The organism is Pseudomonas marginalis, assembly GCF_008692035.1.
Lineage (GTDB): Bacteria > Pseudomonadota > Gammaproteobacteria > Pseudomonadales > Pseudomonadaceae > Aquipseudomonas > Aquipseudomonas marginalis.
Window position 1 is genome coordinate 1,226,908 of record NZ_VTFG01000001.1, and the last position, 16,717, is coordinate 1,243,624.

Below are 16,717 nucleotides of genomic sequence, written 5' to 3' on the forward strand. Positions count from 1 at the left end.
CGTGAGGTTTTGTCATGTCCACTGTCACCGAACGCACACCCGAACAACTCTCGCCGGTCATCCCGAAAACCATGCAGGCCGTGGTCTGCCATGGCCCGGAAGACTATCGCCTGGAAACCGTCGACGTGCCCACGCCCGGCCCCGATGAGATCCTCACCAAGGTCGAGTTGTGCGGCATATGCATGGGCGACATCAAGACCTATCGCGGCGCGCCGTCGTTCTGGGGCGATGCCGAGCAACCACGCTACGTCAAGCCGCCAATGATCCCCGGCCATGAGTTCGTGTGTCGCGTGGTGGCCCTGGGCCCAGGCGCGGAAAAGCGCGGCGTGAAGGTCGGTGACCGGGTGATCTCGGAGCAGATCGTGCCGTGCTGGGGCTGTCGCTTCTGCAACCACGGCCAGTACTGGATGTGCCAGAAACACGACCTCTATGGTTTCCAGAACAATGTGCAGGGTGCCATGGCCCAGTACATGATCTTCACCAAGGAAGGCATCATTCACAAAGTGCCGGAATCCATCGCCCCCGACGAAGCGATCCTGATCGAACCCCTGGCCTGCTCACTGCATGCGGCGGAACGCGCCAACGTCGACCATGACGACGTCGTGGTGGTGGCCGGCGCCGGCACCCTGGGCCTGGGCATCATCGGCGCCGTGCGCCTGCGCAACCCGAAAAAACTCATCGTGCTCGACATGAAACCCGAACGCGCCGCCCTCGCCCTGCGCATGGGCGCCGACGAAGTGTGGAACCCGGCCGAAGTGGACGTACTGGCCAACATCCGCGCGATCACCGACGGCTATGGCTGCGACATCTATATCGAGGCCACCGGGCACCACAAGGCGGTGAACCAGGGCCTGGCGATGCTGCGCAAGCTGGGGCGCTTCGTGGAGTTCAGCGTGTTCAACGACGAGGCCACGGTGGACTGGTCGATCATCGGCGACCGCAAGGAGCTGGACATCCTCGGTTCGCACCTGGGGCCGTACATGTACCCGCGGGCCATCGACTTTATCGGCAACCGCAAGATCGATATGCGCGATGTAGTCACCCACAAGTTCGCCCTGGCGGATTTCAAGGAAGCGTTTGCGGTGATGGAACGTGGCGACAAGTCGCTCAAGGTTGTACTAGAGCCCTAAGCACCCGACAGGTCCAAATGTGGGAGGCGGCAAGCCCTCCCCCCCACGGTTGGATAGCGGTGAACCCATAAAAACAGGAACCCGCGTTATGAATCGAGTCATCAACGATCCGGACCACGTGGTCGAGGACATGCTGCGCGGCATCCTGGTCGCGCACCCCGAACTGCGCCAGTACGAAAGCAACCCACGGGTGATCGTCAAGGCCAGGCCTTCCGGGCCAGGGCGTGTCGGCATTGTCACGGGGGGCGGCTCCGGCCATGAGCCGGCCTTTCTCGGCTATGTCGGCCCCGGCCTGGTCGACGCGGTGGCCGTCGGTGAGATTTTCTCCTCGCCCACCGCCAAGAGCTTTTTCGACGCCTTCCGCGCCGCCGACCATGGCGCCGGCGTGGCCTGCCTGTACGGCAACTATGCCGGTGACAATATGAACGTGAAGCTGGCGATGAAAATGGCCGCCAGCAAAGACATGCGCATCCGCACCGTGGTCGCCAACGACGACGTGGCCTCCGCGCCCAAGGCCGAGATCGCCAAGCGTCGCGGCGTGGCCGGGGAAATCTTCATGTGGAAGATCGGCGGTGCCGCTGCCGCCCAGCACTACGACCTCGACGGCGTGATTCGCGTCGCGCAGAAAACCGTCGACCACTGCCGCTCGATTGGCATCGGCCTCACGCCCTGCACCATTGCCGCCGTGGGCAAGCCCAACTTCCAGATCCCCGACGGCCAGATGGAACTGGGCATCGGCCATCACGGCGAACCGGGCATTGAGGTCATCCCCATTGAGTCCGCCGCCGCCATGGCCGAGCGCATGCTCGCGCCGATCCTCGCCGACCGCGACTTCAGCCAGGATGACAGCGTAGTGGTGCTGGTCTCCGGTCTTGGCGCCACGCCGGTGATGGAGCTGTATATTTTCTACGCCGAGGTGGAACGCCAACTCAACGCCAAGGGCCTGAAGATTCACCGCTGCTACGTCGGCAACTACTTCACCTCCCTGGAAATGATGGGCGTGACCCTGACCCTGCTCGGCCTCGACGCGGAGCTGAAAACCCTGATCGACCAACCCTGCCGCTCCATCGGCATGACCCAGGCGGACTGAACCATGAGCCAGCATTTTTCCAGCCACCACGGCAGCGCCATCGTCACCGACCTGGTCAGCGTGATCGTGGCCAACCGTGAATACCTCAGCGAAGTCGACGGCGCGATTGGCGACGGCGACCATGGCATCAACATGGCCAAGGGCTTCGCCCATTGCGGGCGCACGATCGAAGGTCGCCAACTGACCCTCGCCGAAGCCCTGGATGAGCTGACCCTGAGCCTGATGGAAGGCATCGGCGGCTCCATGGGGCCGTTGTATGGCAGCCTGTTTATCGGCATGGCCGACGAAGTGCGCGGCCGTGACGACATCGACGCAGCCACCTTCGCCCACCTGTTGCGCGGCGGCCTGACCTCGTTGCAGGACATCACCGAAGCGGGCGTGGGCGACAAGTGCCTGATGGACACATTGATCCCGGCGGTGGAAGCCTTCGAGCGCGCGCACGCCTCGGGGGCGTCTTTCAGTGATGCACTGGAGGCGATGAAAACCGCTGCCTCCCAGGGGCGCGACTCCACCAAGGACCTGGTGGCGAAGATCGGCCGCGCCAGTCGCCTGGGCGAGCGCTCACTGGGCGTGCTGGATGCAGGGGCGGTGTCGTGCTGCCTGATCCTTACGCGCCTGGCGGATTCGGTGCAGCCGCGCCTGAGTGCTTGACCTGCTGGATATACCGCGCCACCGCCGGCGCTTTCTCGAAGCGCCGGTGAATCAGCGACAGCCACGAGGATGCGTCGCAGCCCTGAATGCTGCGGTACACCACGCCCGGCAACTGCACATGCCCGACCATTGATGCGGGCACCACCGCCACGCCCTGCCCCATCGACACCAGCGCCACCACCGCGACCAGCCCGCCCGGCTGTGGCCCCAGGCGCGGGGCATAACCGCCTTGCGCGGCGACATGCAGGGTGCCGCTGATTTGCTCCGGCAGGATAAATGTCTCGTTTTGCAGGTGTTCGCAGCCAATGGCCGCGAGCCCCAGCAGCCAGGAATCCTGGGGCAGCGCCAGGACAAAACCTTCGCCGTCCAGACGCACCGCCTCTACTCCCTCGGGCAAGGTCATCGGCGAGCGGATGTAGCCGATGTCATAGCGCCCGTCCGCCACCGCACTCGGCAGCGTGGCCATGGCGCATTCGCGCACCGTCACGCTGACGTCGGGAAATGCCTGGCCGAACGCACGCATCTGCCGCTGCAACAGCCCGGCGTACAGCGCCGAAGCCACGTAACCCAATTCGATATGGCCGATCTCGCCACGCCCGGCACGCTGGGCATGGTGCTGGGCGAATTCAAACTGGCGCACGGTGGCTTCGGCCTCGACCAGCAAGGCGGCGCCGGCTTCGGTGAGGCTGACTTCGCGTTGCCGGCGGATAAACAAGCGCGTGCCCAGGCTGGTTTCCATGTCCTGGATCTGCCGGCTCAGGGTCGGTGGCGCAATGCCCAATTGCTCGGCGGCACGGGTGAAGTTGCGCTGCCGGGCCACGGCGAGGAAGTAGCGAAAATGGCGGATATCCATAACAGGATTAGCTCAAAGGTAATGAAGTGCTCCACAGTGGCTAACAATACCAGCAGTGGCCAGGGATAAGCTCGAAGCACCTCAACACTGGAGCGCCCTTGCGATGCCCACCAACTGCATTTCCCCTATTGCCCGTAAGGTAATCAAGCCATGAGTCGGGTCAGCCCACGCCTGACGTTGCTCACCGCGTCCGGTGTCTGCTCGCTGATCGTGCTCGACACCAATATCGTCGCCGTGACCCTGCCGAGCATCGCTCGCGACCTGGGGGCGAACTTTGCCGATATCGAATGGGTCGTCAGTGCCTACATGCTGGCGTTTGCCGCCTTGCTGCTGCCGGCCGGGAGCCTGGCCGATCGGTTCGGACGCAAGAAATCCCTGGTCTGGGGCCTGAGTATTTTTATCCTCGCCTCCCTTGGCTGCGGGGCGGCGCCGAGTGCGTTGTGGCTGGACATCGCCCGCGCGGTCAAGGGCGTCGGTGCAGCGTTATTGCTCACGTCAGCCCTGGCCTCCATTGGCCACACCTTCCACGATGAAGTCGAGCGGGCCAAGGCCTGGGCGTTCTGGGGCGCCTGCATGGGCGTGGCGATGACGGCCGCGCCGACCCTGGGCGGCTTGATCACCGAGTACCTGGGCTGGCGCTGGATTTTCTACCTCAACCTGCCCGTGGGCCTGGCGCTGATGAGCCTGGTGCTGCACGCGATTCCGGAATCCCGCGATAGCCAATCCGCCCGCCTCGACCCGTGGGGCAGCCTGGCCTTCAGCGCGAGCCTGTTGTGCCTGATCTGGGGCCTGATCGAGGCCAACCGTATCGGCTGGGATAACCCGCTGACCTATGCACGCCTGATCGGCGGTGCGGTGTTGCTGGGTGTATTTGTAGGGGTCGAACGTGTGCAGCAGCGGCCCATGGTGGACCTGCAACTGTTTCGCCACCCGCGTTTTATCGGCGCCTTGCTCGGGATGTTTGCCTACGCCGGCTGCGCCCAAGTGATGATGACGCTGCTGCCGTTCTATCTGCAGAACGGCCTGGGTTTCTCCGCGATTGCCTCGGGCCTGGGCATGCTGCCGTTCGCCCTGACCATGCTGGTCTGCCCCCGGATCGGCGCGCGGCTGGCGGGGCGCTTCGCACCGGCAACGATGATGGCGGCCGGGTTGACCCTGGTGGGCTGCGGCAACCTGCTAAGTGCCTGGGCGGTGAATATCGGCGGCTACCTGCCCTTCGCCCTGGCGATTGCCGTCACCGGTGCCGGTGCCGGTTTGCTCAATGGTGATACGCAAAAAAACATCATGGCCTGCGTGCCACGGGACCGTGCGGGGATGGCCTCGGGCATGAGCACCACCATGCGGTTCAGCGCGATCATGTTGGCGATTGGCGTGTATGGCGCACTGCTGAGCAGCCACAGCGAGCACGTGTTGCGCGCACGTATCGACACGCAATGGCAGGCGCAGGCGGCGGGGATTGCTTCACGGGTGGTGGCCGGGGATATGCCGGCGGCAATGGGCTTGTTGCCGGAGCCGGCACGGGCGATGGTGCAACCGCTGGCGCGGCAGGCGTTTGTGGATGGGTTCAGCGGGGTGTTGTGGGTGGCAGGGTTATTGGGATTGCTCGGAGCACTGGTGGTGGGGAGGCTGATGCGCAAGCCGATACCCACACCGAACTAAATGTGGGAGGGACGGTGCGACGATTCGACTTGCCCCCGATGAGCATAGGTATCTACAAAAATTTGTAGCAGCCAACGCTAACCACGATGCGAAGCGAGCCGCTCTTGATCTTGATCTCAGGCGCCCCGTTAAACCACGCTGGCCGGAATTCGATAGTGATTTGGGGGGTAAACCGGCAGGGATGCCGGTTTAGCCGCCCCGCGCCATGGATGGCGCGTGGCGGCGGCCCCCCACATCACTGTCGGATTACGGGCACACCGAGCCTAGGCGAGGTGCCGAGTGGTGGGGCGAAGCGTTTTGCTTACTTTTGCGCTTTTCAAAAGTGAGCCGCCGTAAGGGCGGAACCAACAGCAGCCGTTACCGCAGCAACGGATATGTACTCGGTCTGATCCAACATCCTGGTCGGCTGTCAGGCCGCCATCGGGGGCAAGTCGAATCGTCGCACCGTCCCTCCCACAGGTATTACCTATACCCCAAAGGGGCTTACCAGAAGCGTTGCTGGGTCAGGCGGCTCCACCAGGTCAGCAGCACCCGGTCTACCGAGCCGCTGGCCGCCAGGCCCACCCGTTCCTGCAGGCTTTTACGCTCGGCATAGTGCAGGTGGAACACTTCGGCGGTCTTGGCCTTGGTGGCCAGGTATTCGTCGCTGGTTTGCAGTTCGTCGACCAGTTGCTTATCCAGCGCGGCCACACCCAGCCACACCTCTCCGGTCGCTACGTCATCAATCGCCAGCTGTGGGCGATAACGCGAGACGAAGTTCTTGAACAGCTGATGGGTGATGTCCAGGTCTTCCTGGAACTTCTCGCGGCCTTTCTCGGTGTTTTCGCCAAACACCGTGAGGGTGCGCTTGTACTCGCCGGCGGTCAGCACTTCAAAGTCGATGTCGTGCTTTTTCAGCAGGCGGTTGACGTTGGGTAACTGCGCCACCACGCCAATGGAGCCGAGGATGGCAAACGGTGCGCTGATGATCTTCTCGCCGATGCACGCCATCATGTAGCCGCCGCTGGCCGCGACCTTGTCGATGCACACGGTCAACGGCACGCCCGCCTGGCGGATACGCGCCAGTTGCGACGACGCCAGGCCGTAACTGTGGACCATGCCGCCGCCGCTTTCCAGGCGCAGCACCACTTCGTCCTTGGGCGTGGCCAGGCTCAGCAGCGCGGTGATTTCATGGCGCAGGCTCTCGGTGGCCGAGGCCTTGATGTCACCGTCGAAATCCAGCACGAACACCCGTGGCTTGGCCTCGGGTTTCTTCTTGCCGTTCTTCTTTTCGGCTTTGCTTTCGGACTTGCGCAGGGCCTTGAGCTGCTCCTTGTCGAGCAGGCTCGACTCCAGGCGCTCACGCAGGCCCTTATAGAAGTCATTGAGCTTGCTGACCTGCAGTTGGCCGGCGGCTTTGCGACGCCCTTTGCTGCGCAGTGCCGCGAAGCTGATCAAGACCACCAGAATAGCGACCACCAGGGTGACGGTCTTCGCCAGAAAGCTCGCGTATTCAGCCAAAAAATCCATGTGTCTCCTTAACAATGCACGGCGCCAGGCGCGGATTGCCCAAGCATACCGACGGGATCGCCGGGCGGCCAGTGCTCAAACCGCCAGCAGGAACGCGCTCCAACGAGCTTTTAAAACAAGCGTATGTTTTTTCATTGACAGCACCCTGGCATCCTCATAACCTCGCCAGACTTTCAACGTACCGGGAAAACGGACGTGGGCAGCATCTATTTGATTCGACATGGCCAGGCCTCCTTCGGTGCAGACGACTATGACGTGCTGTCGCCCGTCGGCGTGGAACAAGCGCAAGTGCTCGGCCGCCACCTGGCGGATATGGGCCTGGTGTTCGACCGCTGCATCGCCGGCGACCTGCGTCGCCAGCAACACACGGCCACTGCCGCCTTCGATCAATACAGCACCCTCGGCCTGCCGGTACCTGCATTGGAAACCGACAGCGCCTTCAACGAATTCGATGCCGACGCGATCATCCGCGCCCTGCTCCCCGACCTGCTCGGCAGCGAACCCGACGCCCTGGACATCCTGCGCAACGCCGCGCAAAACCGCAGCGAGTTCCAACGCATCTTCGCCCTGATCATCGAGCGCTGGCTGGCCGGCACCTATGACCCGCCGGGACTGGAAAGCTGGCTGGGCTTCGTGGAGCGCGTCCAGGGTGGCCTGCAACGCATTCTGGAAGCGGCGGACAACACGCAGAAGATCGCGGTGTTCACCTCCGGCGGCACCATCACCGCCCTGCTCCACCTGATTACCCGGATGCCTGCCGCCCAGGCCTTCGAACTGAACTGGCAAATTGTTAACACCTCGCTCAACCAGCTGAAATTCCGCGGTCGCGAGGTGGCACTGGCTTCCTTCAACAGTCACACCCACTTGCAACTGTTGAAGGCGCCGCAACTCATCACCTTCCGATGAAGTGCGGCCAACCGTGACCCCAAGGTCACTGGACTCACCATAAAAGGATCGAAACCATGACTGACGTAGCTAAAGCCGTAGAAGCAATGAAAGCCAAATTCAACCCAAGCGCTGCCGAAGGCTTGGACCTGGTGTTCGGTTTCCGTATCGACGACACCAAGAACTTTTCCCTGGTGGTCAAAGACAAGACCTGCGAACTGCAGGAAGGCGAAAACCCGGACGCCCAAGTGACCCTGGTCATGGACAGCGAGACCCTTGAGGGCATCGTCGACGGTTCCACAGACGGCATGCAGGCCTTCATGGGCGGCAAGCTGCGCACCGAAGGCGACATGATGCTGGCCATGAAGCTGAGCGAACTGTTCCCTTCCTGATTCACGGGCAACCCTGAATCCCTGTGGGAGGGGGCTTGCTCCCGATGGCGGTTTGTCAGTCGCGTCATCAGTTGACTGATCCACCGCTATCGGGGGCGAGCCCCCTCCCACATTTGGGCTGTAGCAGCAACGCCACCAACGCACTCCATCCGGTCTGGTGCGAAGCCCCCAACCCCCGCCCCGTCTCGCCATGGAAATATTCATGGAACAACACCAGGTCACGACTGGCCGGGTCCGCCTCCAACTGCGCATACCCCGCCATCGACGGTCGTGAACCGTTTTCATCCCGCAGAAACAGGCGGGTCAAGCGCTGGCTGAGGCTGTCGGCCACGTCCTCCAGGGATGCCAGATACCCGCTGCCCGTGGGGTATTCCACCGAGAAGTTGTCCGCGTAGTAGCGGTGAAATTCGCGCAGCGATTCGATCAGCATGTAGTTCACCGGCATCCACAAGGGCCCGCGCCAGTTGGAATTGCCGCCGTACAGGCGCGAGTCGGATTCACCCGGCTGGTAACGGGCGCACAGGGTGTCGCCATTCATCTTCAGCGCCAATGGCTGCTCGGCAAACGCCTTGGACAGGGAACGCACGCCAAAGGCCGAGAGGAATTCGTCGTCATCGAGCATGCGCCGCAGCAAATCCTTGGTGCGCTCGCCACGCAACAGCGCCAGCAACAGGCGATTGCCCTGCCCCGGTTCGTTCCAGCGCGACACCAGTTTGGCCAGGTCCGGCCGGTGGTGCATGAACCCCAACAGCCGTTCACGCAACCCTTCCAGCCCCTCGTGTTCGCGCTGCTCCAGCACCAGCACGGCAAACAACGGCATCAGGCCGACAATGGAGCGCAGGCGCACCGGCTCGTTCTGGCCGTCGGGACGGTGCAGTACGTCGTAGAAGAACAGGTCCTGCTCGTCCCACAGGCCTTCGGCGCTGTCATCGACGCGGTTGATGGCGCCGGCGATGTACAGGAAGTGCTCGAAAAACTTCACCGCGATATCGACATACACGACATTGCGCTTGGCCAACTCCAGGCCGATACGCATCAAGTCCAGCGCATACGCCGCCACCCAGGCGGTGCCGTCGGCCTGATCGAGCTGATACCCCGGCGGCAACGCGGCCGAGCGGTCGAACAAGGCGATATTGTCCAGCCCCAGGAAGCCGCCCTGGAACAGGTTGCGACCCTCGGCGTCCTTGCGGTTGACCCACCAGGAAAAATTCAGCAGCAGCTTGTGGAAGATCCGCTCGAGGAAATCCAGGTCGCCCACACCGGTCAGCGCCTTGTCCTGCTGATACACGCGCCAGCTGGCCCAGGCATGCACCGGCGGGTTGGCGTCGTCGAAACGCCATTCATAGGCCGGCAGTTGGCCGTTGGGGTGCATGAAGCGGTCCTTCACCAGCAACAACAACTGTTGCTTGGCATACCCCGGATCGATCAGGGCAAACGCCACCGCCTGGAAGCCCTGGTCCCAGGAGGCGTACCACGGGTATTCCCAAGTGTCAGGCATGGACAGGATGTCGAAGTTGGACAGGTGCCGCCAATGGGTATTGCGGATATGCAGGCGCTCGGGCGGTGGCGCGGGCTGGGCGGGGTCGCCGTCGAGCCACTGGTTCACATCGAAATAGTAGAGCTGCTTGGACCACAGCAAGCCGGCCAGGGCCTGGCGCTGCACATTGCGCGCATCGTCATCGGCGATGCCTTGCTGCAAGGCGGCGTAGAAGTCATCGGCCTCCTGGCGCCGCTGTTCAAACAGTTTGCGCGCGTTGACCTCGGGCGCGTCCACGGGTGCAAGGCGCAGGTAAAGGCTTTGGCTTTGCAGGCCCGCCAGCTCAAGGATAAAGCGTGCGGCCACCTTGGTACCGGTGTCGCGGCGAATCGCAGCGTCCAGCCCTTCAACCACATAATCGTTGATCCCGTCCTTGAACGGCCCCGGCGCCGGTTGCCCGCCCAGTCGCGGGAAGTTGCTCTCGTTTTCACAGAACAGCCATTCCACGCCCGCCTGCCCCCAGGCGCTGAGACGCAGATCGGGCAGTGCATGATGACGGGCCAGCACGTGTTCGCCGTCCAGCCTCAACTGTGGCTTGGGCGCATCCGAGGTCCAGCTCCAGTCATTGCGCGCCCACAGCTGCGGCAGCACCTGCAGGCGCGTCGGCTGTTGCGAGCGGTTGTGCACGGTGACGCGCATGAAAATATCGTCAGGCTGGTGCTTGGCGTATTCGACGCTGACGTCGCAGTAGCGGTTGTCTTCGAACACACCGGTATCGAGGATCTCGTACTCGGCATCGGCCAGACCACGCCGGGCGTTCTCCGCAATCAGGTCGGCGTAGGGAAAGGCGGCATGGGGGTATTTGTAGAGCATGCGCATATAGGCATGACTGGGCACACCGTCGACGAAAAAGTACAACTCCTTGACGTCTTCACCGTGGTTGCCCTCGGCGTTATTCAGGCCGAACAGGCGCTCCTTGAGGATCGCGTCGCGCTCGTTCCACAGGGCCAGGCCCAGGCACCAGTGTTGCGCCTTGTCGCTGAACCCGGCCAGGCCATCCTCGCCCCAGCGGTAGGCGCGGCTGCGTGCATGTTCATGGGGGAAGTAAGCCCAGGCATCGCCGTCGGCGCTGTAGTCTTCGCGCACCGTGCCCCATTGGCGTTCGCTCAGGTAGGGGCCCCACTCGCGCCAACGCTCGGCATCCGGCGTCGCCAGGCGTTGGCCTTCGATCGTGTCCAGTATTCGGGTGTCGGGTGTGGCCGTCATCGGGTCCTCCATCGCCTACCAGGTGAGGAGCAGTGTAGAGCCCAATGACGCCCGGGTGCACATGAAGACTTAGAAGATGGCGTAGGTGTAGTTGAAGATCAGGCGGGTCTGGTCCTGGTCGGCGGTGCCGGTGTTTTTGCCGTGATAGGTGCCGGTACGCAAGGTGGTACCGAAGCCTTTCAGAGGACCGGCCTGCACCACGTAGTCCAGGCGGAAGTCGGTTTCGTTTTCTTTCTGGTCAGGGCCACCGGCGACCTTCGACTTGATATCCGTACCGTCCAGGTAGGCCACGGACGCTTTCAGGCCCGGCACGTAGGCCTTGAAATCATACGCGTACTGCCCGAAGTTGACCTGCTCGCCCGCCCGGGAGAACTGGCCCACCACTGCGTCGGTGAACAGGTAGAAGTCGCTGCCGCCGGCGCCTTGGGCGTGGGGATCGGCAAGGCTGCCCTGGTTGACCCACACAAAACCACCATCGTCACCCACGCCAATGTGGCCGAGCATCAGGCTGCTGCCGCCCAGTTGGTAGGTGAACGCGGCACTGTAGGTTTTGTTGTCCACTTCGTTGGCGTGCTTGGCGTAGCCGCCGTTGTTGTTGAACTGGTAGCCACTCTCGCCATTCTTGCCGTCGCTGCTGCTGTCGAAGTAACGCAGGTCGGTCTTGAACGACTGGTCGTTGCCCAGGGGCAGCACGTGGACCAGGCCGAGGTAGTTCTGTTTGTAGAAGTCCTGCAACTGGGCGTAGTAGTACTGCAACGTCAGGTTTTTTGCGATGGCGTTGTCGGACGAACCAAACGGCTTGTAGTCCACCCCACCGAACTTGAAGCTGTCGCTGTCGCGCGTACCGCCGGCCACGCTCAAGCCCGTGGAGTTGCTGGAGGCACGGCCTTCGGCGCGGTTCAGCTCGCCGCCGGTGAAGGTGACGTTGGGAATATCGTTGGAGGTGAGGATGCCGCCGTCAAAGGTTTGCGGCGCCACGCGGCTGTCGTTGGAGACCAGGATCGGCAACACCGGCGCCAGGCCACCACCGACATGCAACTCGGTCTGGGAAATGCGGAACTTCACGTTGCCGGCCGCGCGACCGAAGGAGTCGGCCGGCTCGGTGCCGTTGTTTTTGGTTGGGAAGAAGCTGTTGCCATTACCCGCCAGGCCCGGGCCCGCAGTGTGACCATCGCCACCGTCCAGGCGCAGGGCGCCGAAGGCCATCACGTCGAAACCCAGGCCAACGGTGCCTTGGGTGAAGCCGGATTTGTAGTCGAAACGCAGTGCGGTAGCAGCTTCGCGCAAGTCGTTATTGGTCCCCGAGCGGTTATCTGCGCTGTAGTACATGGTCCGCGAACTGACGGACGCATGGCTGTCTTCGAGAAAGCCGCTGTGGCCATTGCCCGTGCCCAGCGCGCCGAGCCCGAAGTCATCAGCGTAAGCCTGTTGTGCAAGAACGGCGGCGGTGATCGACAGCGCCAGTGTAGAAATTTTCATTAACTGCGGCCCCTGAATGTTTTTTTATCGTGTTTGGCGTGCAAACCCACTGTCGGCTCTGCAAACGTGACGATTCTTTCATGCCGGCCAGGGCGGACCTCGTGAAGCTTTCTTTAGAAAAGGGCCTGGAAAATGAAATTTCCCTGCCGCCGTTTTTTGTCATATTCACGTCATTTCATTCATTTGCAGAATGAAGTCCAGAGGATTCTTCGTTTGCACGCCCGCCCACAGCCCAACAAAATCCAGGTATCGGCCGCTCCCATCAGCATCGTGATCAGGAATTTTTCTATGCACAGCACCGCACATGTCAGCCCCGACGAGATCCGCAAGGGCTTTTCCAAGGCCATGTCCGACATGTACCGAGATGAAGTTCCGCTGTATGGCGCACTGATGGAGCTGGTCGCCGCCACCAACGCCCGCGTACTCGCCAGCGAACCGGACCTGGCGCAACAGCTGCAACGCACCGGTGAGATCCAGCGCCTGGACATGGAACGCCATGGCGCCATCCGTCTCGGCACCGCGGCGGAACTGGCGACCATCGGCCGCCTGTTCGCGGTGATGGGCATGCAGCCGGTGGGTTACTACGACCTGACCCCCGCCGGCGTGCCGGTGCATTCCACGGCGTTCCGCGCCGTGCACGAAAGCGCGCTGCAGACCAGCCCGTTTCGCGTGTTTACCTCATTGTTGCGCCTGGAGCTGATCGAAAACCCCGAGCTGCGCGGGTTTGCCGAAACCGCCCTGGCCAAGCGCTCGATCTTCACTCCCCGCGCCCTGGCGCTGATCGAACAAGCGGAGAAGGACGGTGGCCTCAACCCTGCGGATGCCGATGAGTTTGTGCGCCAGGCCCTGGAAACCTTCCGCTGGCACCACACCGCGACCGTGACCGCCGCGCAATACCAGCAACTCAGCGACCAGCACCGCCTGATCGCCGACGTGGTGGCCTTCAAGGGCCCGCACATCAACCACCTGACCCCGCGCACCCTGGACATCGACCAGGTCCAGGCCGCCATGCCCGGCAAGGGCATCACCCCCAAGGCCGTGATCGAAGGGCCGCCCCGCCGCCAGTGCCCGATCCTGCTGCGCCAGACCAGCTTCAAGGCCCTCGACGAACCCATCGCCTTCACCGATGCCCAGGGCAGCCACAGCGCGCGTTTCGGCGAAATCGAACAGCGTGGCGTGGCGCTGACGCCCAAGGGCCGCGCGCTGTACGACCAACTGCTGAATGCCGCGCGCGACGAACTGGGCGCCTTCCCCAACGAGGGCAATGCCGCGCGCTACATGCAGTTGATGGAGCAGCACTTCCAGGCCTTCCCGGATAACCACGGGCAGATGCGTGAGCAGGATCTGGCCTACTTCCGCTACTTCGCCACGGAGAAAGGCCTGGCGGCACGCGGCCAGGCCGATCAACCGCGCACACTGGAGGCACTGGTCGCCGCCGGCCATGTGGCTGTCGAACCCTTGGTGTATGAGGATTTCCTGCCAGTGAGTGCGGCGGGGATTTTCCAGTCGAACCTGGGGGATGGGGCGCAGAGTCACTACGCAGCCAATTCGAACCAGGCCGAATTCGAGAAGGCCCTGGGGCGCACGACTGTCGATGAATTGAAGGTGTATGGCGAGACGCAGCAGCGCTCCATAGATGAATGCACTCGGGCACTGCTGGTGTAGAAACGGAAAGTGCCCACCCGGCTCACCGGCGCAATCCTTGCGCCGCAACAGTCCCCAGAGCCGGGAGGGCGAGCGGGATCATAGGCAGGCGGCGCAGAGATGTCTTTCAGGCAATTCTGAAAAAATCTGCGCCCGCTATGGCAGGCGCAGTGTTGCGCTTAACCCAATCGCCCCACAATCTCGTCTTTGACCAACAGGCGTTTCTTCTTCAGCTTCTCCACCTCCTCATCGCTGGCCTTGGCCGATTCCGCCTTCAGCACCTCCCCATCGGCCGCATCGTATTGAGTGAACAGCGAGTCCAGGCGTTTGTCGTTCGCCCTGCGTTCGTGAACGGCTTCCTTGCTCAACCCCAAATCCTGATACAGGTCGTGTTTCACTGGCATGGCGTACCTCCGCAAGTTGATCAATGGCTTACCCCCTTGAAGCTAGCCCATTCCAGCCGGTCTTGTCATGTTCAGGGTCAATCCATCCCCGTTCGTCGCGGCGCGGGCAATGGGATCAAACCTTTGCCACACCCCGCCCTCCACTGTAAATCGCCACCCGAGGGAGAACGGTTTCATGACTCATGCTGCCACCGCTGTCGACACCCAATGCATCAACACCCTGCGCACCCTGGCCATGGACGCCGTGCAGAAGGCCAACTCCGGCCACCCCGGCACGCCCATGGGCCTGGCACCGGTGGGGTATACGCTGTGGAGCCGCTTCCTGCGTTACCATCCCGAGCATCCCGACTGGCCCAACCGTGACCGCTTTGTGTTGTCGGTGGGGCATGCGTCGATGCTGCTGTATTCGCTGCTGCACCTGGCCGGTGTGGTCGAGATCGATGCCCACGGCAAACGTTCGGGGCAACCGGCGATCAGCCTGGACGATATCAAGCAGTTCCGCCAGATGAGCTCCAAGACCCCCGGCCACCCCGAGTACCGCATGACCACCGGTGTGGAAACCACCACCGGGCCGCTGGGCCAGGGCTGCGCCAACAGCGTCGGCATGGCCATGGCCCAGCGCTGGCTGGGCAAGCGTTTCAACCGCGACGGCCAGGTGCTGTTCGACTACAACGTCTACACCCTGTGCGGCGACGGCGACATGATGGAGGGCATCAGCAGCGAAGCCGCGTCCATGGCCGGGCACCTGAAGCTGGATAACCTGTGCTGGATCTACGACAACAACACCATCAGCATTGAAGGCCACACCGAGCTGGCCTTCAGCGAAGACGTGATCAAGCGCTTCCAGGCCTATGGCTGGCACACCGTGCACGTCACCGATGCGAATGACTTGCAGGCCTTGAGCGAGGCGCTGAACACCTTCAAGGGCAACACCGGCGCGCCGACCCTGATCGTGGTCGACAGCGTGATCGGCTACGGTTCGCCACACAAACACAACACCGCCGCCGCCCATGGCGAGCCCTTGGGCGATGAAGAGATCCGCCTGACCAAGGCTGCGTATGGCTGGCCGCAGGATTCCAGCTTCCTGGTCCCCGACGAGGCCCGCACGGTGTTGCGTGACGCCCTGCTGGAGCGCAGCCAGCCGTTATATGACGCCTGGCAGCATAGCCTGGCGCAGCTGCAGCAGCACGAGCCGCAACTGGCCGAAGAGCTGCGCCGCATGCGTGCCGGCGAAATGCCGGAGCATTGGCAGGATGACCTGCCCGGTTTCGACCCCGACGCCAAGGGCGTGGCCAGCCGTGCCGCCGGTGGCGAAGTACTGAATGCCTTTGCCCGGCAGATCCCGTGGCTGCTCGGCGGCTCGGCGGACCTGTCGCCCTCGACCAAGACCAACCTCACCTTCGACGGTGCCGGGCGTTTCAGCGCCGACGACTACAGCGGGCGCAACCTGCACTTCGGCATCCGCGAACACGCCATGGGCGCGATTGCCAACGGCATGGCGTTGTCCTACCTGCGGCCGTACACCTCGACATTCCTGGTGTTCAGCGACTACATGAAGCCGCCGATCCGCCTGGCCGCGATCATGGAGCTGCCGGTGGTGTTCGTGTTTACCCATGACTCGATTGGCGTGGGCGAAGATGGGCCGACCCACCAGCCCATCGAACACCTGACCCAACTGCGCGCCACGCCGGGGTTGCTGACCCTGCGCCCCGGCGACGCGAATGAAACCCTGGAAGTGTGGAAGGTCGCGCTGGCGCAGACCCACCGGCCAAGTTGCGTGATACTGTCCCGCCAGCCACTGCCGACGCTGGATCGTACGAAATACGCGGCGGCATCGGGGGCGGCCAAGGGCGCCTATGTACTGGCGAGGGCGGATGATCCTCAGGTGATTCTGCTGGCGAGCGGCAGTGAAGTCAGCCTGGCGGTGGCTGCGTATGAGCAGTTGAAAAGCGCAGGGATTGCCGCGCAGGTGGTTTCAATGCCCAGCTGGGAACTGTTCGAAGACCAGGACCAGGCCTACCGCGACAGCGTGTTGCCGCCGGCAGTGAAGGCCCGGGTAGTGGTGGAACAGGCCGGGCCACTGGGCTGGGACCGCTATGTCGGCCAGACCGGCGCCAAGGTGGTGATGAACAGCTTCGGCGCGTCGGCGCCGTTGGCGAAGTTGCAGGAGCAGTTCGGGTTTACGGTTGAGAATGTGGTGAAGCAGGCCAGGGCACAGATCAACCTGACCTAACGCTGAGCAAAATGTGGGAGGGGGCTTGCCCCCGATGGCGGTGGC

13 protein-coding genes are annotated in these 16,717 nt (G+C 63.0%); 8 read left to right on the forward strand and 5 right to left on the reverse strand.

Annotated elements, in window-relative coordinates; genetic code table 11:
• Positions 1 to 14: 14 nt before the first annotated feature.
• The 3 genes from FX984_RS05280 (at position 15) to dhaL (ending at position 2,871) form a co-directional block, all read left to right on the forward strand.
• Positions 15 to 1,130 (forward strand): MDR/zinc-dependent alcohol dehydrogenase-like family protein, encoded by a 1,116-nt coding sequence (locus FX984_RS05280; RefSeq protein ID WP_027608641.1) that lies wholly within the window; start codon positions 15 to 17, stop codon positions 1,128 to 1,130.
• An 88-nt stretch (positions 1,131 to 1,218) separates the two neighbouring features.
• On the forward strand, positions 1,219 to 2,220 hold the full coding sequence (locus tag FX984_RS05285) for a dihydroxyacetone kinase subunit DhaK (protein WP_098479287.1): 1,002 nt from the start codon (positions 1,219 to 1,221) through the stop codon (positions 2,218 to 2,220).
• Positions 2,221 to 2,223: 3 nt separating this feature from the next.
• Positions 2,224 to 2,871 carry a dihydroxyacetone kinase subunit DhaL gene (gene dhaL, locus FX984_RS05290; protein ID WP_065927173.1) on the forward strand — a complete coding sequence of 216 codons (648 nt, stop codon included), beginning with the start codon at positions 2,224 to 2,226 and terminating at the stop codon, positions 2,869 to 2,871.
• Here dhaL and FX984_RS05295 read toward each other — a convergent pair.
• Positions 2,828 to 3,724: a LysR substrate-binding domain-containing protein gene (locus tag FX984_RS05295; RefSeq protein ID WP_027608644.1), complete on the reverse strand. Its 897-nt coding sequence runs from the start codon at positions 3,722 to 3,724 to the stop codon at positions 2,828 to 2,830. The two genes, dhaL and FX984_RS05295, sit on opposite strands and share 44 nt — an antisense overlap.
• Positions 3,725 to 3,874: 150 nt before the next feature.
• Between FX984_RS05295 and FX984_RS05300 the strand changes: the two genes are divergently transcribed.
• Positions 3,875 to 5,383: an MFS transporter gene (locus FX984_RS05300; RefSeq protein WP_098479283.1), complete on the forward strand. Its 1,509-nt coding sequence runs from the start codon at positions 3,875 to 3,877 to the stop codon at positions 5,381 to 5,383.
• A gap of 483 nt (positions 5,384 to 5,866) precedes the next feature.
• On the opposite strand, the gene sohB is transcribed toward FX984_RS05300, so the two are convergent.
• Positions 5,867 to 6,892: a protease SohB gene (sohB, locus tag FX984_RS05305; protein WP_027608646.1), complete on the reverse strand. Its 1,026-nt coding sequence runs from the start codon at positions 6,890 to 6,892 to the stop codon at positions 5,867 to 5,869.
• A 195-nt stretch (positions 6,893 to 7,087) separates the two neighbouring features.
• Between sohB and FX984_RS05310 the strand changes: the two genes are divergently transcribed.
• Together FX984_RS05310 and FX984_RS05315 are read left to right on the forward strand one after the other, a co-directional pair.
• Positions 7,088 to 7,798 (forward strand): histidine phosphatase family protein, encoded by a 711-nt coding sequence (locus FX984_RS05310; RefSeq protein ID WP_092356735.1) that lies wholly within the window; start codon positions 7,088 to 7,090, stop codon positions 7,796 to 7,798.
• Between the two features lie 56 nt (positions 7,799 to 7,854).
• Positions 7,855 to 8,169 (forward strand): SCP2 sterol-binding domain-containing protein, encoded by a 315-nt coding sequence (locus FX984_RS05315; RefSeq protein ID WP_005788868.1) that lies wholly within the window; start codon positions 7,855 to 7,857, stop codon positions 8,167 to 8,169.
• A 67-nt stretch (positions 8,170 to 8,236) separates the two neighbouring features.
• On the opposite strand, the gene FX984_RS05320 is transcribed toward FX984_RS05315, so the two are convergent.
• On the reverse strand, positions 8,237 to 10,912 hold the full coding sequence (locus FX984_RS05320) for an MGH1-like glycoside hydrolase domain-containing protein (protein ID WP_146477996.1): 2,676 nt from the start codon (positions 10,910 to 10,912) through the stop codon (positions 8,237 to 8,239).
• Positions 10,913 to 10,981: 69 nt separating this feature from the next.
• Positions 10,982 to 12,391, reverse strand: coding sequence for an OprD family outer membrane porin (locus FX984_RS05325; protein ID WP_146477995.1), 1,410 nt, complete (start codon positions 12,389 to 12,391; stop codon positions 10,982 to 10,984).
• A gap of 288 nt (positions 12,392 to 12,679) precedes the next feature.
• Here FX984_RS05325 and hglS point away from each other — a divergent pair, with 288 nt between their 5' ends.
• A complete protein-coding gene (gene hglS / locus FX984_RS05330; protein WP_146477994.1) occupies positions 12,680 to 14,056 on the forward strand; it encodes a 2-oxoadipate dioxygenase/decarboxylase HglS in 1,377 nt (458 codons plus the stop codon).
• A 158-nt stretch (positions 14,057 to 14,214) separates the two neighbouring features.
• On the opposite strand, the gene FX984_RS05335 is transcribed toward hglS, so the two are convergent.
• Positions 14,215 to 14,439 carry a DUF465 domain-containing protein gene (locus FX984_RS05335; protein WP_027608652.1) on the reverse strand — a complete coding sequence of 75 codons (225 nt, stop codon included), beginning with the start codon at positions 14,437 to 14,439 and terminating at the stop codon, positions 14,215 to 14,217.
• 175 nt (positions 14,440 to 14,614) lie between these two features.
• Between FX984_RS05335 and tkt the strand changes: the two genes are divergently transcribed.
• Positions 14,615 to 16,672, forward strand: coding sequence for a transketolase (gene tkt, locus FX984_RS05340; RefSeq protein ID WP_092356723.1), 2,058 nt, complete (start codon positions 14,615 to 14,617; stop codon positions 16,670 to 16,672).
• Positions 16,673 to 16,717 lie beyond the last annotated feature (45 nt).

Coding starts and splice junctions, on each gene's coding strand:
- FX984_RS05280 (WP_027608641.1), top strand. CDS start 15: ATGTCCACTGTCACCGAACGCACACCCGAACAACTCTCGCCGGTCATC.
- FX984_RS05285 (WP_098479287.1), top strand. CDS start 1,219: ATGAATCGAGTCATCAACGATCCGGACCACGTGGTCGAGGACATGCTG.
- dhaL (WP_065927173.1), top strand. CDS start 2,224: ATGAGCCAGCATTTTTCCAGCCACCACGGCAGCGCCATCGTCACCGAC.
- FX984_RS05295 (WP_027608644.1), bottom strand. CDS start 3,724: ATGGATATCCGCCATTTTCGCTACTTCCTCGCCGTGGCCCGGCAGCGC.
- FX984_RS05300 (WP_098479283.1), top strand. CDS start 3,875: ATGAGTCGGGTCAGCCCACGCCTGACGTTGCTCACCGCGTCCGGTGTC.
- sohB (WP_027608646.1), bottom strand. CDS start 6,892: ATGGATTTTTTGGCTGAATACGCGAGCTTTCTGGCGAAGACCGTCACC.
- FX984_RS05315 (WP_005788868.1), top strand. CDS start 7,855: ATGACTGACGTAGCTAAAGCCGTAGAAGCAATGAAAGCCAAATTCAAC.
- FX984_RS05320 (WP_146477996.1), bottom strand. CDS start 10,912: ATGACGGCCACACCCGACACCCGAATACTGGACACGATCGAAGGCCAA.
- FX984_RS05325 (WP_146477995.1), bottom strand. CDS start 12,391: ATGAAAATTTCTACACTGGCGCTGTCGATCACCGCCGCCGTTCTTGCA.
- hglS (WP_146477994.1), top strand. CDS start 12,680: ATGCACAGCACCGCACATGTCAGCCCCGACGAGATCCGCAAGGGCTTT.
- FX984_RS05335 (WP_027608652.1), bottom strand. CDS start 14,439: ATGCCAGTGAAACACGACCTGTATCAGGATTTGGGGTTGAGCAAGGAA.
- tkt (WP_092356723.1), top strand. CDS start 14,615: ATGACTCATGCTGCCACCGCTGTCGACACCCAATGCATCAACACCCTG.